Source organism: Streptomyces canus 299MFChir4.1, from assembly GCF_000383615.1.
In the GTDB taxonomy this organism is placed as follows: domain Bacteria; phylum Actinomycetota; class Actinomycetes; order Streptomycetales; family Streptomycetaceae; genus Streptomyces; species Streptomyces canus_C.
The window spans coordinates 655613-681851 of sequence record NZ_KB911582.1 but is presented as its reverse complement, the minus strand read 5'-3'; the positions used below and the strand labels follow the sequence as shown (position 1 = coordinate 681851).

General features: G+C 70.2%; 22 protein-coding genes, 3 tRNA genes and 2 pseudogenes. 14 read left to right on the top strand and 13 right to left on the bottom strand.

Annotated features, from left to right (window positions below; all coding sequences use genetic code 11):
* Positions 1-5: 5 nt before the first annotated feature.
* From H293_RS0103055 to H293_RS61560, 6 genes are all read right to left on the bottom strand, one after another.
* Entirely contained in the window at positions 6-1343 is a 1338-nt protein-coding gene (locus tag H293_RS0103055) for an LLM class flavin-dependent oxidoreductase (RefSeq protein WP_020116404.1), read from the bottom strand.
* Positions 1340-2065 carry an ABC transporter ATP-binding protein gene (locus tag H293_RS0103050; protein ID WP_020116403.1) on the bottom strand — a complete coding sequence of 242 codons (726 nt, stop codon included), beginning with the start codon at positions 2063-2065 and terminating at the stop codon, positions 1340-1342. The genes H293_RS0103055 and H293_RS0103050 overlap by 4 nt, the downstream gene beginning before the upstream one ends.
* Complete coding sequence (locus H293_RS0103045; protein ID WP_020116402.1) at positions 2041-2880, bottom strand: ABC transporter permease; 840 nt, start codon at positions 2878-2880, stop codon at positions 2041-2043. Before H293_RS0103045 ends, H293_RS0103050 begins: the two co-directional genes overlap by 25 nt.
* On the bottom strand, positions 2877-3944 hold the full coding sequence (locus H293_RS0103040) for an ABC transporter substrate-binding protein (RefSeq protein ID WP_020116401.1): 1068 nt from the start codon (positions 3942-3944) through the stop codon (positions 2877-2879). The genes H293_RS0103045 and H293_RS0103040 overlap by 4 nt, the downstream gene beginning before the upstream one ends.
* Positions 3945-4124: 180 nt before the next feature.
* On the bottom strand, positions 4125-5348 hold the full coding sequence (locus tag H293_RS0103035; protein ID WP_020116400.1) for an ROK family transcriptional regulator: 1224 nt from the start codon (positions 5346-5348) through the stop codon (positions 4125-4127).
* A 64-nt stretch (positions 5349-5412) separates the two neighbouring features.
* On the bottom strand, positions 5413-5499 hold the full coding sequence (locus tag H293_RS61560) for a putative leader peptide (RefSeq protein ID WP_353963568.1): 87 nt from the start codon (positions 5497-5499) through the stop codon (positions 5413-5415).
* 270 nt (positions 5500-5769) lie between these two features.
* On the opposite strand from H293_RS61560, the gene H293_RS0103030 reads away from it, so the two are divergent.
* Positions 5770-6345, top strand: a complete 576-nt coding sequence (locus H293_RS0103030) for a biotin transporter BioY (protein WP_020116399.1) — start codon at positions 5770-5772, stop codon at positions 6343-6345.
* Here the strand turns inward: H293_RS0103030 and H293_RS0103025 are convergent.
* On the bottom strand, positions 6335-7612 hold the full coding sequence (locus H293_RS0103025) for an FAD-binding oxidoreductase (protein WP_020116398.1): 1278 nt from the start codon (positions 7610-7612) through the stop codon (positions 6335-6337). The genes H293_RS0103030 and H293_RS0103025 overlap by 11 nt on opposite strands.
* A 94-nt stretch (positions 7613-7706) precedes the next feature.
* On the bottom strand, positions 7707-8432 hold the full coding sequence (locus tag H293_RS0103020; RefSeq protein WP_028807500.1) for an LPXTG cell wall anchor domain-containing protein: 726 nt from the start codon (positions 8430-8432) through the stop codon (positions 7707-7709).
* A 239-nt stretch (positions 8433-8671) separates the two neighbouring features.
* Here H293_RS0103020 and H293_RS48965 point away from each other — a divergent pair.
* Positions 8672-9442: pseudogene (locus H293_RS48965) on the top strand (serine/threonine-protein kinase); the annotation flags it as partial.
* 2514 nt (positions 9443-11956) lie between these two features.
* On the opposite strand, the gene H293_RS0103010 reads toward H293_RS48965, so the two are convergent.
* Complete coding sequence (locus H293_RS0103010; RefSeq protein WP_020116395.1) at positions 11957-13366, bottom strand: amino acid permease; 1410 nt, start codon at positions 13364-13366, stop codon at positions 11957-11959.
* A gap of 205 nt (positions 13367-13571) precedes the next feature.
* Here H293_RS0103010 and H293_RS0103005 point away from each other — a divergent pair, with 205 nt between their 5' ends.
* Positions 13572-14057 carry a ribose-5-phosphate isomerase gene (locus H293_RS0103005; protein WP_020116394.1) on the top strand — a complete coding sequence of 162 codons (486 nt, stop codon included), beginning with the start codon at positions 13572-13574 and terminating at the stop codon, positions 14055-14057.
* Between the two features lie 207 nt (positions 14058-14264).
* Positions 14265-15074 (top strand): Fpg/Nei family DNA glycosylase, encoded by an 810-nt coding sequence (locus H293_RS0103000; RefSeq protein ID WP_020116393.1) that lies wholly within the window; start codon positions 14265-14267, stop codon positions 15072-15074.
* Between the two features lie 34 nt (positions 15075-15108).
* Here H293_RS0103000 and H293_RS0102995 read toward each other — a convergent pair whose 3' ends face one another.
* Positions 15109-16338 (bottom strand): GNAT family N-acetyltransferase, encoded by a 1230-nt coding sequence (locus H293_RS0102995; RefSeq protein WP_028807499.1) that lies wholly within the window; start codon positions 16336-16338, stop codon positions 15109-15111.
* 168 nt (positions 16339-16506) lie between these two features.
* Between H293_RS0102995 and H293_RS0102990 the strand changes: the two genes are divergently transcribed.
* From H293_RS0102990 to H293_RS0102980, 3 genes and pseudogenes are all read left to right on the top strand, one after another.
* Positions 16507-17688 (top strand): PP2C family protein-serine/threonine phosphatase, encoded by a 1182-nt coding sequence (locus H293_RS0102990; protein WP_028807498.1) that lies wholly within the window; start codon positions 16507-16509, stop codon positions 17686-17688.
* 18 nt (positions 17689-17706) lie between these two features.
* Positions 17707-18159 (top strand): annotated as a pseudogene (locus H293_RS0102985) (ABC transporter permease); the annotation flags it as partial.
* Entirely contained in the window at positions 18156-18614 is a 459-nt protein-coding gene (locus tag H293_RS0102980) for an HD domain-containing protein (protein WP_020116389.1), read from the top strand. The pseudogene H293_RS0102985 and the gene H293_RS0102980, both read left to right, overlap by 4 nt.
* On the opposite strand, the gene H293_RS0102975 is transcribed toward H293_RS0102980, so the two are convergent.
* On the bottom strand, positions 18611-19738 hold the full coding sequence (locus H293_RS0102975) for an acyltransferase family protein (RefSeq protein ID WP_020116388.1): 1128 nt from the start codon (positions 19736-19738) through the stop codon (positions 18611-18613). The two genes, H293_RS0102980 and H293_RS0102975, sit on opposite strands and share 4 nt — an antisense overlap.
* Before the next feature lie 365 nt (positions 19739-20103).
* Between H293_RS0102975 and H293_RS0102970 the strand changes: the two genes are divergently transcribed.
* A complete protein-coding gene (locus tag H293_RS0102970; protein WP_028807497.1) occupies positions 20104-20298 on the top strand; it encodes a hypothetical protein in 195 nt (64 codons plus the stop codon).
* A 936-nt stretch (positions 20299-21234) separates the two neighbouring features.
* On the opposite strand, the gene H293_RS59705 is transcribed toward H293_RS0102970, so the two are convergent.
* Positions 21235-21567: a DUF6083 domain-containing protein gene (locus H293_RS59705; protein WP_259294427.1), complete on the bottom strand. Its 333-nt coding sequence runs from the start codon at positions 21565-21567 to the stop codon at positions 21235-21237.
* Between the two features lie 315 nt (positions 21568-21882).
* Between H293_RS59705 and H293_RS58305 the strand changes: the two genes are divergently transcribed.
* The 3 genes from H293_RS58305 to H293_RS59815 all read left to right on the top strand — a co-directional run bounded on the left by H293_RS58305 (position 21883) and on the right by H293_RS59815 (position 22844).
* Positions 21883-21967: transfer RNA gene (locus tag H293_RS58305), tRNA-OTHER, on the top strand.
* Positions 21968-22330: 363 nt separating this feature from the next.
* A complete protein-coding gene (locus tag H293_RS59820) occupies positions 22331-22591 on the top strand; it encodes a site-specific integrase (RefSeq protein ID WP_158694387.1) in 261 nt (86 codons plus the stop codon).
* 67 nt (positions 22592-22658) lie between these two features.
* On the top strand, positions 22659-22844 hold the full coding sequence (locus H293_RS59815; protein ID WP_020116383.1) for a hypothetical protein: 186 nt from the start codon (positions 22659-22661) through the stop codon (positions 22842-22844).
* A gap of 54 nt (positions 22845-22898) precedes the next feature.
* On the opposite strand, the gene H293_RS0102945 is transcribed toward H293_RS59815, so the two are convergent.
* Positions 22899-22969 (bottom strand) — tRNA-Gly (locus tag H293_RS0102945).
* Between the two features lie 628 nt (positions 22970-23597).
* Here H293_RS0102945 and H293_RS0102940 point away from each other — a divergent pair.
* The 3 genes from H293_RS0102940 (at position 23598) to H293_RS0102930 (ending at position 26216) form a co-directional block, all read left to right on the top strand.
* Positions 23598-23674 (top strand) — tRNA-Pro (locus H293_RS0102940).
* Positions 23675-23868: 194 nt separating this feature from the next.
* Positions 23869-25257, top strand: a complete 1389-nt coding sequence (gene tig / locus H293_RS0102935; protein WP_020116382.1) for a trigger factor — start codon at positions 23869-23871, stop codon at positions 25255-25257.
* 350 nt (positions 25258-25607) lie between these two features.
* Complete coding sequence (locus H293_RS0102930; protein ID WP_028807494.1) at positions 25608-26216, top strand: ATP-dependent Clp protease proteolytic subunit; 609 nt, start codon at positions 25608-25610, stop codon at positions 26214-26216.
* Positions 26217-26239: the final 23 nt, after the last annotated feature.

Below are 26239 nucleotides of genomic sequence, written 5' to 3'. Positions count from 1 at the left end.
CCTTCCTAGACGTAGGCGGGCTGGACGTGCTGGTTGGCGGGGCGGGGAAGGCCGTAGCGCTCCCGCAGGGTCCGGCGCGGGCCGTATTCCGTGCGGAGCAGGCCGCGGCCGCGCAGGATCGGGACGACGTGGTCGACGAAGGCGTCCAGACCCGAGGGGAGCACCGCGGGCATGATGTTGAAGCCGTCGGCGGCGCCCTGCGTGAACCACGTCTCGATGGCGTCGGCGACCTGCTCGGGTGTGCCGGCGAAGGTGAGGTGACCGCGCCCGCCGCCGAGCCGTCCGATCAGCTGCCGCACGGTGAGCCGGTCGCGCCGGGCCAGCTCCACGACCAGCGTGTAGCGGCTCTTGGCACCCTCGACGGCGGACTCGGGCGGCAGGTCGGCGGGCAGCTGTCTGTCCAACTCCAGTGTGTCTGCGGGCAGTTGCAGCAGTCGCTCAAGGTTCGCCACGCCGTGCCGGTGCACGATGTGGTCCTCCAGTTCCTGTTCCCTCGCGAGCGCCTCGGCCTCGGTGGCGCCGATGACGGGGACGATTCCGGGCAGCACCTTGATGTGCTCGGGGTCGCGACCCGCTCTTGAGGTCCGTGCCTTGAGGTCGGCGTAGAAGGCCCGCGCGTCCTCGATGGTCTGCTGGGCGGTGAACACGGCCTCCGCGTACCGGGACGCGAAGTCCTTGCCGTCCTCACTGGAACCCGCCTGTACGAGCAGCGGGTAACCCTGGGGCGTGCGGGGCACGTTGAGGGCGCCCTCCACGCTGAAGTACGTCCCCCGGTGGCGGGGCGGGTGGATCTTCGCGTCGTCGCCCCAGACGCCGGCCGCCTTGTCGCCGACGATCGCGTCGTCCTCCCAGCTGTCCCAGAGCTTGAGGGCCACGTCGAGGAACTCGGCGGCTCTCGCGTACCGCTCGGCGTGCGCGGGCTCCGCGTCCAGACCGAAGTTGCGGGCGGCCTCCGCGCCGGCCGTGGTGACGATGTTCCAGCCCGCCCGGCCGCCGCTGATGATGTCCAGCGAGGCGAACTTCCGGGCCAGGTTGTAGGGCGAGTTGTAGGACGTGGAGGCGGTCGCGATCAGTCCGATGTGCTCGGTGGCCGTCGCCAGCGCGGTCAGCAGGGTGAGGGGTTCCAGCGCACCGGCGGGCCGCTGGGCGAGGCTGCTCCACAGCTGCGGTCCGTCGGCGAGGAAGAGCGAGTCGAAGGTCCCGCGCTCCGCGATCCGGGCGAGGTGGACGTAGTGGTTGAGGGAGACGTGCGCGAAGGGGTCGCTCTCGGGCAGCCGCCAGGAGGCCTCGTGGTGGCCGGTGGTCATCAGGAACGCGTTGAGGTGGAGCCGTCGTGCGGTCATGCGTGGTCCTCCGTGACGCCGAGCGCGGTCAGCAGTCGTTCGCGGTACTCGCCCAGCAGGGGATCCCGGTAGGAACGCGGGTGCGGACGGTCGATGGTCAGGTCGAGGCCGATACGGCCCTCTTCGAGTACGAGCACCCGGTCGGCGAGCACGATCGCCTCGTCCACGTCGTGGGTGACGAGCAGGACGGACGGCTGGTGGCGTTTCCACAGCTCCCGCAGCAGCGCGTGCATCCTGATGCGCGTCAACGCGTCGAGGGCGCCGAACGGCTCGTCGGCCAGCAGGAGTTCGGGTTCACGGACCAGCGAGCGGGCGAGAGCTGCGCGCTGGGCCTCGCCGCCGGACAGTTCGTTGGGCCAGGCGCGTTCGCGGCCGGCGAGACCCACCTCGGCCAGTGCCTCCCGTCCCCTGTCCTCGCCGTCGGTGCCCAGCAGGACGTTGTCCAGCACCCGTCGCCAGGGCAGCAGCCGGGAGTCCTGGAAGACCACGGACACCCGTTCGGGGGCGGTCAGCTGCCCGCTGCCCACCACCTCGTGGTCCAGCCCTGCCACCGCCCGCAGCAGCGTGCTCTTGCCGGAGCCGCTGTGCCCGAGCAGGGCGACGAACTGGCCGGCCGGGATGTCGAGGTCGACGCCGTCGAGGACCGTACGCCCGCCGAACGACCGGGTCAGGCCCCGCAGTCGTACGGCCGGCCGGGTCAGCTGCTCAGTGTGCGGCGCCATGACAGCACCCTCCGTTCGACGAGTCGGGCCGCGCTGTCGGAGACCAGGCCGAAGACGCCGTAGACCACGAGACCGACGAGGATCACATCGCTCTGGCCGTAGTTCTGGGCCTGGAACATCAGGTAGCCCAGTCCGCTGGTGGCGTTGATCTGCTCCAGGACGACCAGGCCCAGCCAGGAGCCGGTGACACCGAGCCGGAGTCCCACGAAGAATCCGGGCAGCGCGCCGGGGATGACGATCTGCCGTACGAAGGCGAACCTCGAAAGGCCCTGGACCTCGGCGAGTTCGACGTAGCGGTGGTCGATGCCGGCCAGGGCGGCATGGGTGTTCAGATAGATCGGGATGTAGACGACGATCGCGATGATGGCGACCTTGAAGGACTCGCCGATGCCCAGCCAGAGGATGAACAGCGGGATCAGACCGAGGGTGGGGATCGCCCGGTTGAGGTTCACCGTCCCGTCGATCAGCGCCTCGCCGGTCCGGCTGAGCCCGGCCGCCAGGGCCAGCAGGACACCGGCCCCCAGACCGATCGCGAAGCCGGAGGCGGCCCGCCCGAGCGAGGTCAGGATGTCGGTGGGCAGCGTTCCGGCGGTCCACAGATGGGCGCCGGTCCGCACCACCGTCCAGGGCGCCGGGACCGCGGCCGGATCGAGGCGTCCCGCGGCGGAGGCGGCGGCCCACAGGGCGAGCAGGAGGACCGGCCCGACGAGCCGGGCCGCGGGCAGTCGCCGGCCGGGGGAGAGCCGGCGGCGCCTGCGGACCTCTGTGCTCACCTCGGGGGCGGCGACGGCGACCGTCGTGGTCACGGCGCTCACCGCTGGTACTCCGCCGGTACGGACTTCGCGGCGATGCCCTCGAAGCGGTGGTCGAACAGCTCGCCCACGTCGAACTTCTTTACGAAGCCGCCCTCCGCCAGCAGATCCGCGGTCTCCTGCTCCCACTTGATCGCCTCGTCCCAACTCGGCGGGAACAGCGGCTTGTTGGCGAGCGCGGTGACGGACTTCGCCTGGGCGGCGGTGAGGTTCTGCGTCTTGACGTAGAACTCCTCGTTCCAGATGTCGGGGTGCTCGTACGTCCACACCTGGCCCTTGGCCCAGTACGGGATGTAGGCGGCGACCGCGGCGGCCTTCGCGCGGTCGCCCAGCACGGAGGTCGGCGCCCACAGCAGGTTGAGCAGGTCGACCACGTCGGTGGTGATGGCGTGGGCGCCCTTGGCCTCGTACTGCTGGAGGTAGGCGGGCGCCTGGCTGTTGGCGAGCGGGGCCACGTCCACCTGGCCGGACTGCAGGGCCGTGAGGAACTGGTTGCTGGTGAGCGGGACCAGCCTCACCTCGTCGTAGGCGAGCCCGGCCTTCTTCAACGCCCGCAGCAGGACCACTCCTTGGGCCTGCCCCTGCGAGAACGCGAGCTTCTTCCCCTTGAAGTCCTCGACCGTGCGGATGTCGCTGCCGGGCTTGGTGGCGAAGAGGTAGTTCGGCTTGCGGGTGATGTTGATCGCGACGATCTTCGCGTCGAATCCCTGGAAATGCGCCTGGATCGGCGGGATTCCCGCGTTGTTGGCGACGTCGAGGGAGCCGGAACGGAAGGCGTTGATGACATCCGGGCCGGCGCTGATATTGGCCCAGCTCGTCACCTTGAACGGAGGATCACCCAACCTGCCGAGTTTCAGTTGTAGTTGCTGGGTGCCGGAGTACGAGGCGATCTTCAGGCTCGTGCCGGCCGGGACCTTGGCGGCGAGCGGGGCGGACAGGTCGTCCTCGCCGGCCGCGGCGGCACTGCTGCCCGCGCAGCCGCTGAGGCCGGCGACACCGGCCGCGGCGCCGAGGACCGAGGAGAGGAAGAGCCGCCGGTCGATGCCGGACGTGCGGGAATAGGGCATGGGAGAACTCCCTTAATCAGTGCAGGAGAAAGTCACGCAGAAATGCGTTCAAGCAGGGGAAATGAGCGCGTCACACGGGGCAACGTGTCAGCAACAAAGGGTGCGACAGTGCAGGTTCGGGCTCATGAACAGGATGTTCGCGGTCCCGGGGAACCTCTGTCAACATTCGGAGTTTCTGAATTAAATAACCTCAGGTGACGCGGCCAACGGATCTCGGTACAGCACGTCGAGCGCCACCGAACCACCCGCCACGGCAAGGACGGAATCCGGGAAACTCGACGGGATGACGGAAGCCGCGCGGTCGTCACCGACACCCTCGCGCAGGGCGCGGAGGCAGTCCTCCCGGTGCAGGATGCCGAGCTCGGTCACCACGACCGTCTCCGGGTTCAGCACGTCGAGGAGCAGCCGCACCGCCCGCCCCACGGCGCCCGCCCGCTCGGTCAGCAGCCGTGCCGCCACCGGGTCGCCCGCGGCCGCCGCCGCGACCACGTGCATCGGGTTCACGCCCTCGACGATCCCCGCCCGCCGGGCCCGTCGGCACAGCGTCCGCTCGCTCAGCTCGGCCTGCAGGCATCCGGTCCGCCCGCAGTCGCAGGGCTCGGTGCCGCCCGGCACCGGGAGATGGGCGATCGCGCCCGCCTGGGAGCGCGGCCCGTGATGCACCTCGTCGTTGGTGGCGAACGCCGAGTCCACCACATTGCCGACGAACAGGTGCAGCACGCTCCGGCTGCCGCGCGCCCGCCCGAACAGCCGCTCCGCGTTGACCAACGCCCGCGCGTGGCCGTCCACATGGACGGGCAGGCCGGTCCGGGCGCCGAGCACGTCCCGCACCGGCACCTCGTGCCAGCCCAGCAGGGGGTGCTCGACGACGGTCCCGGAGTCCCGGTCCACCCAGCCGCCGGCCGCGAAGCCGACACCCAGGCAGCGCAGCCGCGGGGACCGGGCGAGGAGCGCGGCGAGCCCGTCGGCGGCCCGCGCCAGGATCGCGTCGGCGCCGCCACCGCCACCGCCACGGGCACCGCCACCGGCGCCGTCGGTCCCGGCGTGCCGGAGCTCCTGTACGGCCACCACCCGGCCGCGCAGATCGAGCAGCGCCACGGTCGTATAGGGGACGGCCACATGGACCCCGCCCACGACGAACCGTGACTCGTCGAGGTCCAGGGGCACATGGGGCCGGCCCACACCCTGGGAGCGCCGGGGCGTCTCGGACTCCCGGATCAGGCCGAGTTCGGTGAAGCGCGAGCAGTAGTCCGTCACGGACGCCGGGGACAGCCCGGTCAGCCGGGCGATGGTGCTGCGCGCCACAGGACCGTGCTCCAGCACGGACCGCAGGACGACGCTGGCGCTCGTCCGGCGCCGGGCGGTGGAAGGGACAGGGACCGGGGGTGCCGCGGTGCGGGGCATGGAAGACCGTCCTCGGTAACGGGGGCCGACACGTCTCGGAGGGTGAGGCGGGCCGGGACCCGTCTCACACCGGACGGCGACAGACAGCCGTGCCCACGCGTCGCAGATCGACGTGGCGACGCGACGAGAAGTACCGGGACTGGGCGACCATGCCTGGAAGGGTAGGTCAGGAATGGTGAATCCGACCAGACCACTAGGGTTCGTTTGGTGATTCCCCACAGCCGTGGGAACAGGGCCTCTGTCGCCCCGGCCACCTCACCTCAGTGACATGGGTCACGCCGGACCGGGTGTAACCCACACTCTTTGTCCGGAGCCCACCAAGCCCCTGTTCCCGGCTTTGTCGACCGTTGACGGTGATCGGCCGGAGGGCGCCGGGATAGCGTCACCGTGTTCCCCTGTCGTTCACACCCGCGGAGTCCCCATGAGCACCGCCGTCGCCCCCGTCCGCACCGGCCAGGTCCTCGCCGACCTGATCCCCGTCTCCCGCGTCCGGGACGTCGCGCTCGTGGTGGGCGGCGCCGCGCTCACCGGCCTCGCCGCGCAGCTCTCGGTGCCCGTGCCGGGCTCCCCGGTGCCGGTGACCGGCCAGACCTTCGCCGCGCTGCTCGTCGGCACGACCCTCGGCGCCCGCCGCGGTGTCGCCTCCCTCGCCCTGTACGCGCTGGCCGGCCTCGCCGGGCTCCCGTGGTTCGCCCAGGGCACCTCCGGGTTCTCCGTCTCCTTCGGCTACATCCTCGGCATGATCCTGGCCTCCGCCGCCGTCGGCGCCCTGGCCCGCCGCGGCGCCGACCGGAACGTGTGGCGGACGGCGGGTGCCATGCTGGTCGGCGAGGCGATCATCTACGCGGTCGGCGTCCCGTACCTCGCCTACGCCGCCGACATGTCGCTGTCCGCCGCCGTCGCGGCCGGCCTCACGCCCTTCCTGCTCGGCGACGCCCTCAAGGCGGCCCTCGCGATGGGCGTGCTGCCCACCGCCTGGAAGCTCGTCAAGCGCTGACGTCCCTCCTGAAGAGGCTCGCCGGGTCGTACCGCGACTCCAACTCGGCGAGCCTCTCGCGTGTTTCGGCGTCGTACAGCCCTTCGGTCCGGTCCCCGGCCCCGAAGGCGAAGTTGACGGTACGGCCGAGAGTGACGGGCGCGAGGAGATCGAAGGCCGGGTCCAGCAGCGCACGCGCCTGCTCACGCCCGCCGCCGGTCAACAGCCGTAGCAGGAAACGCCCTTCGCGGTACGGCACCGAGTTCGGCGCCGGCCGCGCCAGCGCCCCGCCCAGGTGGTTGAGCTGTACGACGACCATGGATCCGGAGCCGGGCCCCGTCCGTGCGAGCAGCTCACCGGCCCGCTCCACGTCCAGTTCGCCGAGCACCGCGCTGTCCCCGTAGTAGCTGTGCGGGGTATCGGGGTCGCTGTGGATGGTGCGGCTCTCGGCATACGGCATCTCGCGCAGGGAGTCCGCCGGAACCGGGCCGAACTCCCGCAGCGGGGCGAGGAGTCGATCCCCGTCGGTGCCGGTGTACGCGACCCGGACCGAGACGACGTACCGCCCGCGCAGGTGCGGCGGCAGCGCCGGGAGGTCCGGATACGGTACGGCGGCGAAGGACGAGGTCAGCGTGTCCGGTACGGTCCTGGTCCACTCCTCGTACGCCCGCAGCAGGGCCGTCGGATCGACCGCGCGGCCGTCGAAGGCGAGCGAACCGCCGTAGAGCCTCCGCACGGGGACGAGTCCGATCTCCAGCTCGGTGACGACCCCGAGGCGGTGACCGCCGCCGAGAAGGCCCCAGTACAGCTCGTCCCCCTCGGTGACCTGCCGCAGCCGGCCGTCCCCGGTGACCACGTCGAGGGAGCGGACGTGGTCTGCGGCATAGCCGAACTCCCTTGCCAGGATGCCGAGTCCGCCGCCCAGCGTGTACGACACGGCACCGACGCCCGGTGCGGAACCGTTGAGCGGAGCGAGCCCGTACGGCGCGGCGGCCTCGACCACCTGCCCCCAGCGGACACCCGCCTGGACACGGGCGGTACGGGTCCCGGGATCGATGGTCACCCGGTCCAGGTGCCGGGTGCTGATGAGCGCGCCGCCCTCCACCGCGCCGGGCAGTCCGTGTCCGGTGGCCAGCACGGTCACCGGCAGGCGCGCGTCGGCCGCGCGGCGCACGGCGGCGACCACGTCGTCCGGGGAGCGGACCGGGAACACGAGGTCGGGGCGCAGGGCGAACCCGGTCTGGAAACTGGTGACTTCGTCGTGGATCGAGCTGTTCATGCCGGACATGCTGGAGGCATAACCTGACAGCTTCCGTCAGGTTATGCCTCCAGCCGGTCTTTCGCAGGTTTTCTGCCGGTCTCCGCCGGTTCCCCCCTCCGGATCAGACGGTGCGCCGCGGCCGCCGCTGCGACCACCACAGCCCGGCCATGCCCGCCGCCATCAGCGAGGCGCCCGCGGCCCCGAGCGGCAGCAGTTCACGCTCCGCGCCGGTCTTCGGCAACTCGCTCGGGGCGTCCCCGCCCGGTGCCACCGGCTTGTTGTCGGTGCCCAGGAGCAGCGGGGTGGCCGGGGCGTTCGGCGACGGGTTCGTCGTACCGAACGGAACCGGGCCCTGCTGCCAGAACGTCTTCTTCCCGTCGCCGGTCTGCACCGGCAGACAGATCTTTCCGGTCTTCTTGAGATCGAATGTGGCGTCGACGGCGTACGACTTCGACTTACCGGCCGCGAGATTGTCGATGGGGCAGACGAAACCGCTGTTCGAGCCCTCCGGCAGATCCTTTTCTTCCATCGGAGAGCAGCCTTGAACGTTTTTGACCGTCATGCCGTCGAAACCGACGACCAAGAGCCTGATTTTTCCGCTGTCCTTGCTCCCGTCGTTCTTCACGCCGGCCGTGAGGTCGGTCTTCTGCGAGCTGTTGTCGACGGAGATCTTCTCCGGCAGTGTCGTCGTCAGCTTCACCCCGGCCGGCGCCTCGTCAACGGCCTTTCCCCCCTTGCTGCTGGCGGGTCCCTCGTCCGCGCTCGCGGTGAAGGAAAAGATCATCACCGTCGAGAAAGATGCCGCGACCAGCGATCCTGCAATGGTCGTCATACGACGAGAACTCATGTTCGCCCCCCTTGGCTGCGCCTGAATTCGCAGTACTTGAAGAGGTACCACAAGATTTCTCCGCACTATGCTGGTACGGCGCGAAGTGTGACCATTGTGTTCCACTCGGGACATCGTTGAGGGGGTGCAGCGGATTGCCGGGGAATACGGGAGACACGGGAAATGCGAGGCGCGGCGGAGTACCAGGGCTTCTGGTGACAGGGCGCTATCGCCTGGTCGAGAGTATCGGCCAGGGGGGAATGGGGCGGGTGTGGCGGGCCGCCGACGAAATGCTCGACCGGCAGGTCGCGGTCAAGGAGATGCGGATCGACGGCCTCGACGCGGAGGACACCCGCACCCGCCGTGAACGGACCCTGCGCGAGGCCAGGGCCACGGCCCGGATCGACCACCCCAACGTCGTACGGGTCTACGACGTCGTGGACGAGGGCGAACGCCTGTGGATCGTCATGGAGTTGGTCAAGGGCCGCTCCCTGGAACGGATGACCGTGGAGGACGGCCCGCTCGGCCCACGCGAGACGGCGCTCCTCGGCCTGGGGCTGGTGCGGGCCCTGCGCCAGGTCCACGCGCGGGGCGTCCTGCACCGGGACATCAAGCCCGGGAACGTCCTGGTGGAGTCCGGCGACCGCACCGGCCGCCGGATCGTGCTGACGGACTTCGGCATCGCCGCGATGCAGGACGCCAAGGCGCTCACCATGGTCGGCATGCTTGTCGGCTCCCCCGACTACATGGCCCCCGAGCGGGTCTCCGGCCGCCCGCAGGGCCCCCCGTCGGACATCTGGTCCCTCGGCGCGACCCTGTGCGCGGCCCTGGGCGGCCGCTCCCCCTTCTCCCGCGACACCACCCTGGCCACGCTGCACGCCGTCCTCTACGAGGAGCCGGAACTCCCCGCGGCTGCGGGCCCGTTGACGGACATCCTCACGGCCCTGCTGGAGAAGGACCCCTCGATACGCCCGAGCCTGGACGAGGCGGAATCGGCCCTGCACACGGTGGCGTTCCCGGCGCCTACGCCGACTTTGCGGATGGAGGCGGGGGAAGACGTCGGGGTGGGGGGACAGGGGGAGCAGGGGGAGTCGGATGGAGATGCCGGTGGGGCTGGTGACGAGTGGGAGGTCGAGGAGCGGGGGGCTGGATCCGGCGCCGGGACTTGGACCGGCCCGGGGCGGGAGGCGTCGGCTGGAGGACAGGGGGACTCTGCGCGGGTGGCGGAGTCCGGACAGGCTGACGGGGCGCGGCGGTCGGAGGCGGCACCGGAATCGACATCGCAGCGAGCGGGAACCTCTGCACCGGCGTGGGTCCAGGGAGAGCTGAGGGACCCCAGGGATCCGAGGGGGCCGGAAGCTTCCGAGACGGCGGGGGCTTCAGGGGTTGTGGGGGGACCCGGTGCGCCGGACGGCTCGGGAACACCGGACTCGCCTGGAGCCCCGAGCGACGTGCGGGAAGACGCGCCGGACGTGTCGGTGTCGCCGGACGCGGCAACTCCGCCGGAGGCGTCGGGTACTCCACCGGGGCCGCCCAGCGGGTCAACGGACACGTCGGATGCCGAACCGGGCTCGTCGGAAGCCCCGCCGGCGCGGCGGACAGAGCAGGGGCCGCCCACACCGGCCGACCTGGACACGCGGGTCGTACGGGCGGTACGGGATCCGCGGGTGCCGGAGCCGGAGACCGAGGCGGCTACGGGTGAGCCTGCCGAGGTGGAGGATGCGGTGCCGGGCCTCTCGGGTGCGGGTGGCGCCCCGGCGGAATCTCGCTCTGTGGCCGAGGGTGTGGAGCCGTCGGATGCCGTGCCTCCCGGGCGTGGGTCTTCGGGTGCGGGTGGTGCCGGGAGTTCGGGCTCGGCGGTTGACGGGTCTGGGTCTGGGGCCGAGGGTGCGGAGCCGTCGGGTGCTGTGTTGCCTGGGCGTGGGTTTTCGGGGGCAGGTGTTGCCGGAGGCTCGGGCTCAGCGTCGGCGGAGTCCGGGTTTGTGGTCGGGGGTGTGGAGCCGTCGGATGCCGTACCGCCTGGGCATGGGCCCTCGGAGGCGGGTCTCGCCGGAGATTCGGGCTCGTCGTTCGACGGCGCTCGGTCTGCCGCCCAGGGGACGGAGCCCTCGGATGCCGTGGCCTCCGAGCACAGGGCATCGGACGTGGCGGGGTTCGGGGGCTCGGCCCCGGGCGTGGCCGGAGTGGAGGGCTCGGCTCCGGACGGGACGGGATCATTGGCCTCGCCCCCGGACGGCACGGGAGCAGAGCGCACGCCCCCGGAGGCGGCAGACGCGGTCGGCGAGGCCGTAGCCGCGAACTCCGAACTCGGCGTCCCTGCTGAGCCGTTCGAGCCGTCGGCCGACCATCGCGCCAGTGCCTCCACCGAGGCTGTCTCAGAGGAGCGTTCGGAGGTTCGGTCGGAGACGCCGCCCGGGAACTCCGGGGGAGCCGTACTCCGGGCAGGTGCCACCACGACCAGTACGCCCCTCGCGAGCGCTCCCACCCAGGACTCCCTCGCGGCGGGCGTCCCCACGGAGCACTTCCCGATGCCGGACGCGCCGACCCGGGACACCCCCACGCGCGCGGCCTCCGCTCCCACCCGTGTCGGTCCGGTACCGCCGACCCACCGTCGGCCCCACCACCCCGACCTCGCCCGTCCCGCCCCCACATCGGGGTCGCGAGGTACCGCCGACCCCGGCTCCGGCAGCGACGAACCCGCCGCCGGCCCCCGTACCGATCCCGGTGCCCCCGCACAACCCCGCCCCGGCCGGGACCCCGATCCCGACCCCGCCCTGATCCTGGGCCCCCACCCGCACCGCATACCCCCGGGCGAACTCCTCGGCCCCCGCAGGGGTCGGCGCCGGACCGCCCTGGTCGCCGCCGGAAGCATGGTCGCCGCGGGTGCCGTCGTCGTCGCGATCATCCTCGCCACGACGTCCGGCGCACCCGGTGACGACAAGGCGGGCAGCTCCACGTCCGCCTCCGCCTCCGCTTCCTCCTCTGCACCCGGCGCCTCCACCCCCGGGGGCACCCCGTCCTCCACCGTCGAGGGCACCGCCCGCCCCCGTTCGCTCCCGCCCGGCGCACACGAGGAGGCCGGCGGATTCGCGTGGAAGACCCCCACCGGCTGGCGGCGGGACGTGAAGACGGGAGCCGAGGTCCACTACACCTCGCCGGACGGACAGCAGGAGCTCGCGGCCAAGTCCTCCCTCGCCCGAGGGGACCTGATGGAGACCTGGAGGACCTCCGAGCAGAACGCCCACCAGGGCCAGGACTACCGCAAGATCCGCCTGGAGGAGACGACGTTCCGCGATCACCCCGCCGTCGTCTGGGAGTACACCTTCACCCTCGGCGGCGTCCCCTGGCACGCCCAACTGCTCGGCTTCAACGTGGGCGACAAGTCGTACCAGATCAACACCTGGTACCAGCCGGACATCGAGACACAGGCCCTCAAGACATACGAGAGTGTGAAAGACAGCTTCACCGTCCTGTGAGCACACACGGGAAACGCACACGAAAAGGGCCCCGCGGCACACGCCACGGGGCCCTGCTCACACATCCGTTCAGACGGAGACCTTGTCCGTCACGTCACCCGTCCGCGCGGCACCCGCCCGCCCGCGTCCGACCTTCTCCTTCACCACGGCGATGATCAGCACCACCGCCGCGACGAGCAGCGACAACAGCACGGTCTCCCGCCCGTCGTGCTCCGTGTCGGTCAGCATGTAGCCGAGGACGAACACGATCAGCGCGGCCGTCGCCCAGGTCAGATACGGGTACAGCCACATCTTCACGACCAGCTTCTCCGGCGCCTCGGCCTGGATGATCTTCCGCATCCGCAGCTGCGAGAAGCAGATGACCAGCCACACGAACAGGGCGACCGCACCGGAGGAGTTGACGAGGAAGAGGAAGATCTTGTCGGGGGAGAGGTAGTTGAAGAACACGGCGACGAAGCCGAACACCACCGACGCGAGGATCGCGGCCATCGGCACACCCCGGCCGTTGACCCGCGCGAACGCCTTCGGCGCGTCTCCCCGCTCGCCGAGCGAGAAGGCCATCCGGGAGGCGGTGTAGAGGCCGGAGTTGAGGCAGGACAACACCGAGGTCAGCACGATGAAGTTCATGATCTGACCGGCGTGCGCGATCCCGAGGGAGTCGAGCGCGGCGACGTAGGAACCGGTGTCCTGGATGGACTTGGAGTCCCACGGGATCAGGGTGACGACGACGAAGATGGATCCCAGGTAGAAGACCGCGATGCGCCAGATGATGCTGTTGGTCGACTTGGTCACGGCCCGCTGCGGGTCCTCCGACTCACCGGCCGCGAGGGTGGCGATCTCGCTGCCCATGAAGGAGAAGACGACGAGCAGGACGCCGGTGAGGATGGCGCCGGGGCCGTGCGGCAGGAAGCCGCCGTGGTCGGTGAGGTTGGAGAGCCCCGCCTGGTCGGCGTCGACACCCGGCAGGACGCCGAACACGGCGAGCAGGCCGATGACGATGAACGCGCCGATGGCGACGACCTTGATCCCGGCGAACCAGAACTCGAACTCGCCGTAGGACCCCACGGAGACCAGGTTGGTGGCGGTCAGCACCACCATCACGATCAGCGCCCACCCCCACTGCGGTACGGCGGGTATCCACCCTTCGAGGATCTTGGCACCGGCGGTCGCCTCGACGGCGAGCACGACGACCCAGAAGAACCAGTACAGCCAGCCGATGGAGAAACCGGCCCAGCGCCCGAGCGCGCGGTCGGCGTGCGCCGAGAAGGAGCCGGAGTTCGGGTTCGCGGCGGACATCTCTCCGAGCATCCGCATCACGAGAACGACCAGCGTGCCGACGAGGGCGTACGACAGCAGGATGCCGGGTCCGGCGGTGGCGATACCGGAGCTGGAGCCCACGAAAAGGCCCGCTCCGATGACACCGCCGATGGCGATCATCGAGAGGTGACGGTTCTTGAGTCCGGCTTGGAGACCAGTCATACGGGGAATTCCTTCGTGCCGGGTGTGGGGGCTCCCGTACGAGCGGTGTACGGGCCGGTCCAGTGAATCGGAGGCAAAGAAATTCGTGAACCTTTGAATCCAGATCGTTACTTGAGGTTTCCTTGAGGATCCATTGCCGGGTTCACTGTTTTCTTGGCCGACACCCGGGGCTGCTGCCCTGAAACAGCCGTGTCACACTCATCTCATGCGCGTGTATCTCGGCTCCGACCATGCGGGCTTCGAACTCAAGAACCACCTCGTCGACTGGCTCAAGGCGGCCGGCCACGACGTGGTCGACTGCGGCCCCCACATCTATGACGCCCAGGACGACTACCCGCCGTTCTGCCTCCGCGCCGCCGAGCGCACCGCCGCCGACGCCGGCTCCCTCGGCATCGTGATCGGCGGCTCCGGCAACGGCGAGCAGATCGCCGCGAACAAGGTCAAGGGCGTCCGGGCGGCCCTCGCCTGGAGCGAGGAGACCGCGTCGCTGGGCCGCCAGCACAACAACGCCAACGTCGTCGCGGTCGGCGCCCGCATGCACTCCGCGGAGGAGGCGACGAAGTTCGTCGAGACCTTCCTCGCCACCCCGTTCTCCGGTGACGAGCGCCACCAGCGCCGCATCGACATGCTCTCCGCCTACGAGACGACGGGCGACCTGCCGGAGATCCCGGCGCATCACCCGCAGCAGTAGCCGCCGGCGGCGGGGCGGCCGGGCGGCGGGGTTCGCTGTCGGGTGCGGGTCCGGTGCGGGCTGGTCGCGCAGTTCCCCGCGCCCCTGGAGGGAGCGGAGCCCCCTGCGGGGTCGAAGGGGCAGCGCCCCTGGAGGATGGGACGGGCAGGGGCGGCGGGGGCGAGAAAGACCCGGCGCTCACCCCCGACACGCACAAGAGGAGCCACCGTGCCTGAGGGGCACACGATCCACCGACTGGCACAGGACTACGCCGAAGCCTTCACCGGCACGGAACCCCGCGTCACCAGCCCCCAGGGCAAGTTCTCCGACGCCGCCGCCCTCCTCACCGGTTCCGAACTCACCCAGACCGAGGCCCACGGCAAACACCTCTTCCTCGGCTTCCGGGACACCGACTGGGTCCATATCCACCTCGGCCTCTTCGGCAAGGTCGCCTTCGGTCCGGCCCCCGCACCCCCGCCCACCGACACGGTCCGCCTCCGCCTCGCGAACACCGAGGCGTACGTCGACCTGCGCGGTCCCACGACCTGCGCCCTGATCACCCCCGCCGAGAAGCAGTCGATACACGACCGCCTCGGCCCGGACCCCCTGCGCGAGGACGCCGACCCGCACGCCGCGTACCGGCGGATCTCCCGCAGCCGTACGACGATCGCCGCCCTGCTGATGGACCAGAAGGTCATCGCGGGCGTGGGCAACGTCTACCGCGCGGAGGTCCTCTTCCGGCACCGCGTCGACCCGTACCGCGCGGGCAAGGACATCACCCCCGCCGAGTGGGACGCGATCTGGGCCGACCTCGTCGAGCTCATGCGCGAGGGCGTGCGGAACAACCGCATCGACACCGTCCGCCCCGAGCACACCCCGGAGGCGATGGGCCGTCCGCCCCGCGTCGACGACCACGGCGGCGAGGTCTACGTGTACCGCAGGGCCACCCTGCCCTGTCACATCTGTGGCGGCGAGATCCGCACCGCCGATCTCGCCGCCCGCAACCTCTTCTGGTGCCCGGCCTGCCAGAAACCCTGAGGGCCGCCCTGAGGGCAGCCCTGACGGCCGTCGCCTAGAAGCCGTGCGGCAGCCAGGGCGCCACCGCCGACCCGAACCCCACCGCCGCCTCGGCCAGCGCCCCGTGCCGCACCTCGCGCACCAGCCCGGCCCCCGCCAGCGCGGCGAGGCTCACGCCGCCGAGATAGGCCGCTCCCAACTCCCGTACGGACAGGACGAGATCGGCCGCCTCCGTCGTACGCTCGCACGACGCGCCCTTCGCGTCCCCGCTGAGCCGCCAACGCCCGGTGTTCCAGGGGCAGAAGGCGTCCTCGACCTCCAACACCACGTCCACCGGCGTCTGATAGGTCCGCGCCTCCAGCGCGGCCCCCACGTCCACCAGTCGCACATGCAGCGAGTCCCGCACCAGCAGCGAGCAGCGGCGGACGTCGGAGACCAGGTACTGCCAGGCCTCGTCGACCGGCCGCCGCCGGGCGTCGATCCGTGAGGTGAGGTCGAGGTCGAACAGGAACCGCCACAGCGCGCCGTGCGTGGCCGGATCCAGCGCCTCCAGGTCGGAGACCACCACCGTGCCCTTGGGTCCGGCCGGCTCCCAGTCCGCCTTGACCCGGTACCGCACGAAGCCGACGACCTCCCCGTCCCGCTCCGCGACCACGCACTGCAGCGGCGAGGCACCGCCCCGCTCGCTCTCCGGGTCGAGCAGCCACAGCCGCTCCCAGCCCGGGATCCGGGCGACCATCCCGGGCCGCCGGGGCACGAGCCGGGCGTACACCGCCTCGCACGCGTCGAGCACGTCGGCGGGCGCCGCGTACCGCAGCCGTACGTCGTCGGTGCCGGGCGGCACGGACAGTCGTACCCGGGTCGTGTCGATGTCGACGTTGACGTGGTAGGTGCCCACGCCGTACCCGAACCGGCCGTAGATCACCGGCTCGGAGGCGGTGAGCACGGCCAGCGGCTCGCCCCAGGACCGCACGTCGTCCAGCTGGCGGCGCATCATCGAGGTCAGCACCCCGCGCCGCCGGTGCGTGCCGGCCACGCCGACCATGGTGACGCCGGCCGCGGGCACGGAGGCGCCGCCCGGCACGGTCAGCCGGAAGCCGAACGCCCCCGCCGTCCCCACGCACTGCTCGCCGTCCCAGACGCCGATGGAGCGGTCGTGCTCGGTGAGCTCACGCCACAGCTCCCGCTCCTCGGCCGACTCCGGAACCCCGCCGAAGGCGCGGATCAGGCTGTCGTACCACTTGGCCCAGTCGTCCTGCCGAAGCACCCGCAAGTCTGTCCCCATGAACCATGCCTACCAGGGTGTTGCGGGAGGGGCGAGGGAATTACGCCGGGTCCGCCGTGAGCCGGGGCGGGTACGGCCCTTGAACCGCTGTGAAGTTGGACCTCGCACGGGGGACAAGTCGTACCTCCTGTGCCAAGCAGGGGGTTCGGCGGATAAGGTCCCGAACTAATGGCAGCAGGACGAGAGCGGCGCGCGGAAGCCGAGACGTTCACGGCCCGGTTGAGGATGCAGTGGCACCGGGTCCGCGTCGGCCTGCGCAGAAGCGCCGTGGACTACTTCCGCGGCGACGGCTCGGACTGGGTCGCGCTCGCCGGTCTGCTCCTGACCGTCCCGATGATCACGGCCGTCACCTTGATGAACTCGGTGTGGTGCTCACCGGCCGCGCTGGTCCTGCCCATCGTCGCCGGCGGCCTGCTGCTGCGCCCGGCGAGCCTGCTCGGCCTGTACGCGGCGGCCGCGACCGCCCTGATCGTGGAGTCGGTGCAGCTGGGGCCGTACACCGAGGGACCGTCCCGGGTCACCCCGGGGGTGGTCCTGGTCGTGGCCGCCTGCGGCTTCTTCGGCCTGCTGATCGCCCAGTTCCGCAGCCGGGTCGGGGTGCCCTGGCGGCGCGGCGGCACCATGCTGTTCGACCTGCGCGAACGCATCCGGGTGCAGAGCAAGCTGCCGCACCTGCCACAGGGCTGGCACCGGGAGATGGCACTGCGTCCCGCGGGCGGGCAGTCCTTCTCCGGCGACTTCGTGGTCGCGGCCCGTACGAACGGCGGCCGGACGATGGAGGTCGTCCTGACGGACGTCTCCGGCAAGGGCATGGACGCGGGATCGCGCGCCCTGCTGCTGTCCGGGGCGTTCGGCGGCCTGCTGGGTTCGCTGCCCCCGCACGCCTTCCTGCCCGCCGCGAACGGCTATCTGCTCCGCCAGGACTGGGACGAGGGCTTCGCGACCTCCATCCACCTGGTCCTGGACCTCGACTCCGGCGACTACGAGCTCTACTCGGCCGGTCATCCGCCGGGACTTCAGCTCAGCGCGGGCAGCGGCCGCTGGGAGGAGAAGGCCGCGGAGGGTCCGCTCCTCGGGGTCTACGACGGTGCCCAGTTCGACCCGGTCAAGGGATCACTCCGTCCCGGCGACGTCCTGATGCTCTTCACCGACGGTCTGGTGGAGACGTCCGACCGCGACATAGTCGAGGGCATCGACCGGCTGACGGGGGAGGCCGACCGGTATGTGGCCGGCGGCTTCCACGGCGCCGCCTGGCACCTCATCGAGGCGGTGGCGAAGGACGTCAACGACGACCGGGCACTGCTGCTGATCTGCCGCGAGGGCCCCACGGCTCAGGCGATGCCGCGCTAGGCAAGGTGGAGCACAACCGCGCACACCCTCACGGCACTCGGCACCGTCCTCGACCGCGCCGACTACACCACCGCCCAGTCCGTCGACCGTGAGCTCAACGCCTGGGCCAACGCAGTGATGGCGGCCGTACTCGGCGGCTTCGCGGCCGTCGCCGCCGTCAACACCCTGGTGATGACCGTCCTGGACCGCCGCCGCGAACTCGGCACCCTCCGCCTCATCGGCTCCACCCGCCGCCAGGTGCTGCGCATGATCCGCTGGGAGGCCCTCCTGGTCGCCCTCGCCGGAATCGTCCTCGGCACGGCCATCGCGCTCGCCACCCTCGTCCCGATGATGAACGGGCTGACGGGGGAGGGGCCGTACATACCGCCGCTCGTCTACGGCGCCTTCGCGGGCACGATCATCGCGCTCGGCCTCACCGCGGCCGGCCTCCCGGCCCGCGCGGCGCTGCGGCGCGACACACTGGAGGAATGACCGACGAGTTGACCCTGGCCGAGGTCGAGGCCCTCGCCCGCGCCGCACACGAGGGCCAGACCGACAAGGCCGGCCGGCCCTACGCCGAACACCTGCGGGCCGTCGCCGAGGGCGTACGCGCGCGGGGCGGCGACGACGACCAGATCGCGGCGGCCTGGCTGCACGACGCCGTCGAGGACGACGCGCTGTCCCCACGGTGGCTCGACGAGGCCGCGCTGAGCCGCCGTACGAAGGACATCGTGCTCGCCGTCACCAAGCGGGCCGGAGAGCCGCCCGAGGCGTACGCCGGGCGCATTCTGGCGACCCCGGGCGCGTTGCTGGTGAAAGAAGCCGACCTGGCGCACAACGCGGACCCGGCGCGCCTGGCGGTCCTCGACGAGGCGACCCGCACACGACTGACCGAGAAGTACGCGGGAATGCGTGCTCTTCTCGGTCTGAGCCGCGGGTCCGTCTAGACGCCGGCCTTCTCGCGAGGCGCAGCCTTCTGCTCGCGCGCCGGGGCCACGGCGGGAGCGTCCTTCTTGAACGCCCAGTTCATGTCGGGCTCCATCACGCACCGGAAGACCCGGCGCACCGGCGCGGTGCACAGCAGGGTGACGGCGAGCGCCGCCAGGGCGCTCACGAAGAGCTCACCGGCCGGCCAGTGCAGCCAGGCGTGGTCGAACCAGCCCGCGAAACCGGCGCCCTTGATCAGGAAACCGTGCAGCAGATAGCCGTACAGCGTGCCCGCGCCGAGCGCGGTGAACCACATGCGCCGGCCCGGCACCCAGGCGAAGAAACAGGCCGTCAGCAGCAGCGAACTGCCGAACATGGCCAGCACCATGACCGGGCCCGTCCACCAGGGCGCGCCCATCTCCTGGACGGCGTTGCGGTGGTAGAACCAGTCGGTGTCCATGCGCGGCACCGCCCACCAGCCGACCACGAGGGCGGCCGCGAACACCGGCACCGCCGCGATCCGCACCGAGCGCCGGCGCACCATCCGGAAGTGCTCGGGCTTCATGACCAGGCCCAGCACGAAGTACGGCAGGAACTGCAGCACCCGCTGGAGATCCAGGTCGTCGCCGATGTCCGGGGTCACGGAGGCCAGCATCGCGATGCCGAGCGCGAGCGGCAGCGGCCACCGCACCAGCTTCCAGATCGGTGTGGTCAGCCGCCAGATGAACAGCGCCACCAGGAACCAGGTCAGGAACCACGGATCGAGGAGGCTGATCTCCATGCCGGGGTCGTGGTCGGCGTACCGCTTGAAGAGCGAATAGCCCGTCTCGAAGACGATGTACGGCACCGCGACGCCGGTGACGAGCCGCTTCAGCCGGTCCGGGCGCATGTCGAAACTGCGCGAGAAGAAGCCGGAGATGACGATGAACGCCGGCATGTGGAACGAGTACACGACCGTGTACACGCCCTCCAGAATCCGGCTGTCGCCCTTGAGCGGCTCCCAGGAGTGCGCGACGGCCACCAGGACGATCGCCAGGTACTTGGCGTTGTCGAAGAAGGCGTCGCGCTGTCTGCCGGGCGGCACGGGCTGCGGGCTCTCGGGCGAGCGCGGACGGGGGACGGCGTCGGCGGCGGCTGGAAACATCTGAGGCACCCTAGCCCCGGCTGTGTGTTTCCGTAAATCCAGCCGTCTCGTGGCCGGTTGTTCACTTCTGAGCCGTCTTCAACAGGCCTGTATTGTCAGCATTAATCCCCCTGAAATGCCGCATAACCATGGCTGTCGCACAACTGTGTCGATGCTTCGGATTCCCTGCGGACGGAATGTGCGGACACGGTGACCGGAGACCGAAAGGAACCGGCCAGGGGGTGCGGCGCGTGTATCGGCATGGCCAAACGTTGCCTCACCGGCCGCATATGCGGGCCGTGTTGGTGGCACGATGGTTCTGGCGGGGGTCGCGGGGTCGCGTCCCCGGGCCGGGAGAGCGGGACCGACCGAGGGTGTGATCAGTTGTGGCCATTTCGCTGTCAGTGGTGCTGCTGTTGGGGATCATCCTGGTGGTGTTGATGCGGGGAGGCTCCATCAAGGCCGGCCCCGCCGTAGTCGCGGTGCTCTTCGGATTCTTCCTCGCCTCCACCGGCATGGCCGACGACATCCAACGCTTCCTGGACTCGATAGCGGAGACCATCAACTCGATCCAGTTCTAGCCCCGCGACACGGGGCGGACACGCCGAAAGACCTCCGGCCCGATCCCCTGGGGGACCGGGCCGGAGGCCTACTCGGAGCGGGCGACGGGAATCGAACCCGCGTAGCTGGTTGGGAAGATCGCGTATGCGGCTCGCCGCTGACCTGCTAGGCGCTTGCCCGGTGTGTCCCGTCCGATCGGGCACGGCAGGGGCACGAATGCCCGCCGGCTACCAGCTCTTCGTGATGAGCGCTGCGACGATCGGGGAGACCGCCGCTGCCAGGCTCGTCACGTCGCGGAGCACCTGAGGCCACCGCGGCAGCCGCGGCGACGTCTCACTTGCGCTTCGCGCATGCTCGTAGCTACAGTCCACAGCGCATTGGGCATGGTGGTGCCATGTCCGATGGGGAACGGTGGAGTCGTGCTTCTCAGGCACCTGGCCGCCTTCCTTGGAGCCATCGGGCGCTTGCCCACTTTCCAGGGTCAGCAAGCGTTCCGTTGGCGTGCCGTTGTTCTGTTTTGGCGCGACGACGCCCGAGCGCCGTCGTTGTCCAACTGGCCATGGTGTGGGTGCTGTTCCGCACCCACGCAGGTCAGAAGGTTGCGCGAACGCTGCCCCAACACCGCTGTCGTGCACGCAAGTCGCAGTCTGCCGCACTCCCGCCCGGAACGGCAACTTCCTAGGTCGGCGGGGCCTTCTGCCTGAGATTTTAAATTCTTTCCCCTCCTTAAAGGTGCCCTTCCTTTGAATCGAAGGCGATATGCTTTCGTTGGGGGTGGAGGGCTACGCACTCATCGGAGACATGCGCACCCGCGCCCTGATCGGCCGAGATGACGCACGGGCCTGGCTGTGCCTCGGGTCGGGGCGAAGCCGCCGGGCCCGCGGATCCCCCGAATGGGCCTGGGGACGATTCCGCAGACTCTTGACGTCGGGCGGCCTGTGAGCCGGCCTCGCGCTCTATGGCTCGCCCCCCTGAGGGACGCACATCATGCTGTGAGCCGGCACGACGAGGTCGCCTGGAAGCGGATCGATTCCACGGGCCCGTACGGCCACGATCTCGGTCGTGATGCGGGACGGGTCCGGCAGCTTCATCAGGCGCCAGCGGAAGGGCTCTGGGACGTCCTTGGCGGGCATCTCCACCGCGGCGAGCCTGACCCATCGGTCGTAGGTGGTCGGATAGATACGCACAAATGCGCTGCATCTAGGGCAAGTCGGAGGCTCGATCCATGACACGTCGTCGGGATCCGGGTCCGGCCTTGGTGGAGCGGTGGCGCCGTCGGCCACGGCCATCTCGTTGGCGAAGACGTTCCAGCACGCTTCGCAGAACCTGGCCATGAGATCGATCCGCCCGCGCCCGCGCACGGTGGGGCTCGTCACCCCGCAGCGATGACACACGTGCGTGTCACGATCCCTTATCGCCCCCATGTGTTCGAGTGTGAGCGAATGCGACTGGATCGGAGTAGGTCGCGATTTGGACGTATTCGACGATCAAGGGTACAGATGGCCATCCAGGTCCAGTATGAGATCGATCTGGGCGGGCGCCCTGAGGCGTCACCCCTCGAAAAGTGACGGGCTCGCCGGCCTCCGAGTGGGTACGATCCGCCTGGCCATGAGTCGTTTAGCGGCCAAAGACGTCGCGCTCGGGTTCGCCCCGACGCGGAAACCCCGGTTCGAATCCGGGCCGTGGCCACCTTCGACACCGTCCCGCTCGGCCCGTGCCGGCCTCTCATCTCGATGCGACCTGCGGGCGGGGCGGTCGCTGAGGTCTGCTCGGCAGGTCAGTCGGCCGTGGGAGGCTGGTGGCGGACGGCTACGGTTGCCGTGGTTGCTGTACTTCCTTGCTGTACAGCGCGCTTCGCCGCCGCCTTCTGGACATGAGCCTCACGCCGCAGCCGACGCTCATAGTCCGCGATCTGTAGGGGTACGGGCCTGCTAGTCATAGCTCGGATAAGCCGCTCATACTCCCGATCCACCAAGAAAGGGCCGTTCCCGCCGAGTCGGCCCCAGGGCCAGGGCCAGGGCCCAAGGGGCACTTGGTCTGCGCTGGGGTGAGTTGGTCGGGCTGCGCCGCCGGGACGTCGACCTCGACCATCGGGCCGTCCGTGTCCGCCGGGCCGTCGCCGAACTCAACAACGGCCAGCGGGAGATCAAGGCGCCCAAGAGTGCGGCGGGCAAACGCACCGTGGCGATTCCGGCCGCGATTGTCCCGGAGATCCGCGCACACCTGGACGTCTACGCCGAACACGGCGCCGACGGTCGGGTGTTTGCACAAGGCGTGTTCGATCGCTGGGATCAAGGGCCTACGCGTCCATGACCTTCGGCACACGGGCAACACCCTCGCCGCGTCGACCGGGGCCAGCACGCGGGAGCTGATGTCGCGCATGGGCCACAGCACCGTCCGCGCCGCGCTGATCTACCAGCACGCGAGCGCTGACCGTGACCGGCTGATCGCGGATGCTGTGAGCGGTCTCTTCAACCAGGCCCGCAAGAAGTCCTCGAAGCCGAAAAAGGCCAAGAAGAAGCAAGATCGAAAGTCCGCATGCAGAGCTGAACGGCTCGGGAAATGAGCGAAGGCCCAGGGGTAGTAAATTTACTACCTGACCTGGGCCTTCGTCGTTCAGAGCGGGCGACGGGAATCGAACCCGCGTAGCTAGTTTGGAAGACTAGGGCTCTACCATTGAGCTACGCCCGCACAGCACGCGCCGCGGTCAGGTGACCGACGGCACGAAGGCATCGTACCGGGTCGTCACCCCTCGCCGCACATCCCTTCCGTCCGACTCACGGACAGACCTGCGCGCGACGCGTGCCCCCCTCGCGCCACACCGGCCACACCCGCCCCCGCCCCCGGCCCGCGCACGAAAGGGCGCCCCGGCCGTTGGGCCGACGTGCGGGGGATCCGAGGCGAGACGTGTCGCCGGCGGCGTGCGCCACGTCCGTGGAAGCGGTTTGTCACCGGATCGTGTGCGGTCGGCCCGCGGGTCGTGCCGTGGGACCTCGTGCGGGTCCGGAGGCTGATGCCGTCCAAGGTCCGGCCCCCGCGGGGCGGCCTCCGGGCCTGGGTGTCCGTGTCTGCGCCCGCCGTGGCCGAGCGGCGGGCGTGCGACGCGCCCGCCGCGAAGTGAAGTACGCAACCGCGTCCGCCCGCCGTCCGTCGGTGCCGGGGCGGCCGCCCGCGGCGCGTGTCGTTCGGGTTCGTTTCGTCGGGTCCGCACGGCTCGGAGGCTGCTCAGGTGGGCGGTGTCAGGCCGTTCCCGAGCCGCGGCCAGGGAAATGCGGCAGCCCCGCTGCCTGCGGGCATGTACCCTACGTGTCGCACCAGACGGGGTGTGGCGCAGCTTGGTAGCGCGTCCGCTTTGGGAGCGGAAGGCCGTGGGTTCAAATCCCGCCACCCCGACCACCTGCGCGATCAGCTCGCGTGACCGAGTCCGTGATCGCCTTTGGGGCGTGTCGCCGCTGCCGTTACTATGCAAGCTGCACGCCCGTGTGCCTCATCCTCTGGATCTCCACTGGAAGTCCTCCGGGCGGCGAATCCGCCGGAGCCGCTCTGGCTCCGGCAGAAACCAAGAAGTCAGCCCCCAAGGAGACCGAACCGTGAAGAGCGCCGTGGAGACCCTGAACCCGACTCGGGTTCGGCTCAGCATCGAGGTGCCCTTCGAGGAGCTCAAGGACAGCCTCGACGCGGCGTACAAGAAGATCAACCAGCAGGTCACGGTGAAGGGCTTCCGGAAGGGCAAGATCCCGGCCCGCGTCATCGACCAGCGGTTCGGCCGCGGTGCGGTGCTGGAGGAGGCCGTCAACGACGCGCTTCCCAAGTTCTACACCGAGGCGGTCAACGAGGCCGAGATCGACGTCCTCGGCCAGCCCGAGGTCGACATCACCGAGCTGAAGGACGGCGAGACGCTGAACTTCACCGCCGAGGTCGACGTCCGCCCCGCCATCGAGATCCCGGACTACTCCGGCATCGAGGTCGAGGTCGACGCGGTCGAGGTCAGCGACGAGGACGTCGACAAGGCCGTGACCGAGCTCCGTGAGCGCTTCGCCTCGACGTCCCCCGTCGAGCGCGCCGCCGAGGACGGCGACGTCGTCACCATCGACCTGGAGGCCAAGGTCGACGGCGAGGTGCTGGAGGACGGCGTCGCCAGCGGCGTCTCCTACACCATCGGCTCCGGCGAGCTGCTGGACGGCATCGACGACGCCGTGAAGGGCCTGGAGGCCGGTGGCGAGGCCACCTTCGCCTCCGAGCTCAAGGGCGGCTCCGCGGCCGGCAAGGAGGCCGAGGTCACCGTCAAGGTCACCCAGGTCGCCGCCCGCGAACTGCCCGAGCTGGACGACGAGTTCGCGCAGCTCGCCTCGGAGTTCGACACCCTCGACGAGCTGAAGGCCGACAGCCGCAAGCGCCTCGAGAACATGAAGCAGTACGACCAGGCCACCCAGGCCCAGGAGCGCGTCCTGGAGAAGCTCCTGGAGCTCGTCGAGGTGCCCGTCCCCGAGAAGCTCCTCGAGGACGAGATCAACACCCGCAAGCACAACCTGGAGCACCACCAGCTCGGCCAGATGGGCCTCGACCTCGAGAAGTACCTCGAGATCCAGGGCAAGACGGTCGAGGAGTTCGACACCGAGACCAAGGAAGCCGCGGTCAAGGGCATCAAGACCCAGTTCGTGCTCGACGAGCTCGTCAAGCGCGAGAAGCTGAACGTCAACCAGGAGGAGCTCACCGAGCACCTCATGCGCCGTGCCGCCTCCTCCGGCATGTCCCCCGACCAGTTCGCCCAGGCGGTCGTCGAGGGCGGTCAGGTCCCGCTCCTCGTCGGCGAGGTCGCCCGCGGCAAGGCCCTGGCCGTCGTGGTCGAGGCCGCCACGGTCAAGGACACCAACGGCGAGGTCATCGACCTGGACGACGACGAGGACGAGACGGCCGAGACGGTCGAGGCCGCCTCCGAGGAGACCCCGGCCGAGGCCGAGGAGAAGACCGAGGGCTGAGCCCACGGCATCTCGAACGCCGTAGCACGTCGGCGGACGCTGTACGAAGGGCCCCGGAGACGCATGTCTCCGGGGCCCTTCCGGCATGGGGCCCGAGGACCCGGCCCAGGGCGCCGCGAACCGCGCGGCGAGCCGCGAATCGCCCGCGCCCGGCACCGAACCGGCGATACCACGGCGCTACGCCCCCGGCGAACACCCCCCTTACCGGGATTCCCCAAGGGGACCAGCGCGTTAGGGTCCATGAGTACCAGGGCAGGGAAGTTTCTCGAACTGCCCAGCCCCCGGACGGGAACACGTGAGACGGCCCCGGCGCCGTCGTAAGACGAGCAGGTGGATACGTGACGAATCTGATGCCCTCAGCCGCCGGCGAGCCTTCCATCGGTGGTGGCCTCGGCGACCAGGTCTACAACCGGCTGCTCAACGAGCGGATCATCTTCCTCGGCCAGCCGGTCGACGACGACATCGCGAACAAGATCACCGCACAGCTTCTGCTCCTTGCCGCGGCCGACCCCGACAAGGACATCAACCTCTACATCAACAGCCCCGGCGGCTCGATCACGGCCGGCATGGCGATCTACGACACCATGCAGTTCATCAAGAACGACGTGATGACGATCGCCATGGGCCTCGCCGCCTCCATGGGCCAGTTCCTGCTCAGCGCGGGTACCCCGGGCAAGCGGTTCGCCCTCCCGAACGCCGAGATCCTGATCCACCAGCCCTCCGCCGGTCTGGCCGGTTCGGCCTCCGACATCAAGATCCACGCCGAGCGGCTGCTGCACACCAAGAAGCGCATGGCCGAGCTCACGGCCCAGCACACGGGGCAGACCGTCGAGCAGGTCACCCGTGACTCGGACCGCGACCGCTGGTTCGACCCCGAGGAGGCCAAGGAGTACGGCCTCATCGACGACGTCATCAGCACGGCCGCCGGTATCCCGGGCGGCGGCGGCACCGGGGCCTGAGCCCCGTAGAGCCCCCCAGCCGA

Excerpts from the sequence above, each read along its gene's own strand:
- H293_RS0103055 (WP_020116404.1), bottom strand. The coding sequence starts at position 1,343 with ATGACCGCACGACGGCTCCACCTCAACGCGTTCCTGATGACCACCGGC.
- H293_RS0103050 (WP_020116403.1), bottom strand. The coding sequence starts at position 2,065 with ATGGCGCCGCACACTGAGCAGCTGACCCGGCCGGCCGTACGACTGCGG.
- H293_RS0103040 (WP_020116401.1), bottom strand. The coding sequence starts at position 3,944 with ATGCCCTATTCCCGCACGTCCGGCATCGACCGGCGGCTCTTCCTCTCC.
- H293_RS0103035 (WP_020116400.1), bottom strand. The coding sequence starts at position 5,348 with ATGCCCCGCACCGCGGCACCCCCGGTCCCTGTCCCTTCCACCGCCCGG.
- H293_RS61560 (WP_353963568.1), bottom strand. The coding sequence starts at position 5,499 with ATGGTCGCCCAGTCCCGGTACTTCTCGTCGCGTCGCCACGTCGATCTG.
- H293_RS0103030 (WP_020116399.1), top strand. The coding sequence starts at position 5,770 with ATGAGCACCGCCGTCGCCCCCGTCCGCACCGGCCAGGTCCTCGCCGAC.
- H293_RS0103025 (WP_020116398.1), bottom strand. The coding sequence starts at position 7,612 with ATGTCCGGCATGAACAGCTCGATCCACGACGAAGTCACCAGTTTCCAG.
- H293_RS0103020 (WP_028807500.1), bottom strand. The coding sequence starts at position 8,432 with ATGAGTTCTCGTCGTATGACGACCATTGCAGGATCGCTGGTCGCGGCA.
- H293_RS0103010 (WP_020116395.1), bottom strand. The coding sequence starts at position 13,366 with ATGACTGGTCTCCAAGCCGGACTCAAGAACCGTCACCTCTCGATGATC.
- H293_RS0103005 (WP_020116394.1), top strand. The coding sequence starts at position 13,572 with ATGCGCGTGTATCTCGGCTCCGACCATGCGGGCTTCGAACTCAAGAAC.
- H293_RS0102995 (WP_028807499.1), bottom strand. The coding sequence starts at position 16,338 with ATGGGGACAGACTTGCGGGTGCTTCGGCAGGACGACTGGGCCAAGTGG.
- H293_RS0102990 (WP_028807498.1), top strand. The coding sequence starts at position 16,507 with ATGGCAGCAGGACGAGAGCGGCGCGCGGAAGCCGAGACGTTCACGGCC.
- H293_RS0102980 (WP_020116389.1), top strand. The coding sequence starts at position 18,156 with ATGACCGACGAGTTGACCCTGGCCGAGGTCGAGGCCCTCGCCCGCGCC.
- H293_RS0102975 (WP_020116388.1), bottom strand. The coding sequence starts at position 19,738 with ATGTTTCCAGCCGCCGCCGACGCCGTCCCCCGTCCGCGCTCGCCCGAG.
- H293_RS59705 (WP_259294427.1), bottom strand. The coding sequence starts at position 21,567 with ATGGCCGTGGCCGACGGCGCCACCGCTCCACCAAGGCCGGACCCGGAT.
- H293_RS59815 (WP_020116383.1), top strand. The coding sequence starts at position 22,659 with ATGGGCCACAGCACCGTCCGCGCCGCGCTGATCTACCAGCACGCGAGC.
- H293_RS0102930 (WP_028807494.1), top strand. The coding sequence starts at position 25,608 with ATGCCCTCAGCCGCCGGCGAGCCTTCCATCGGTGGTGGCCTCGGCGAC.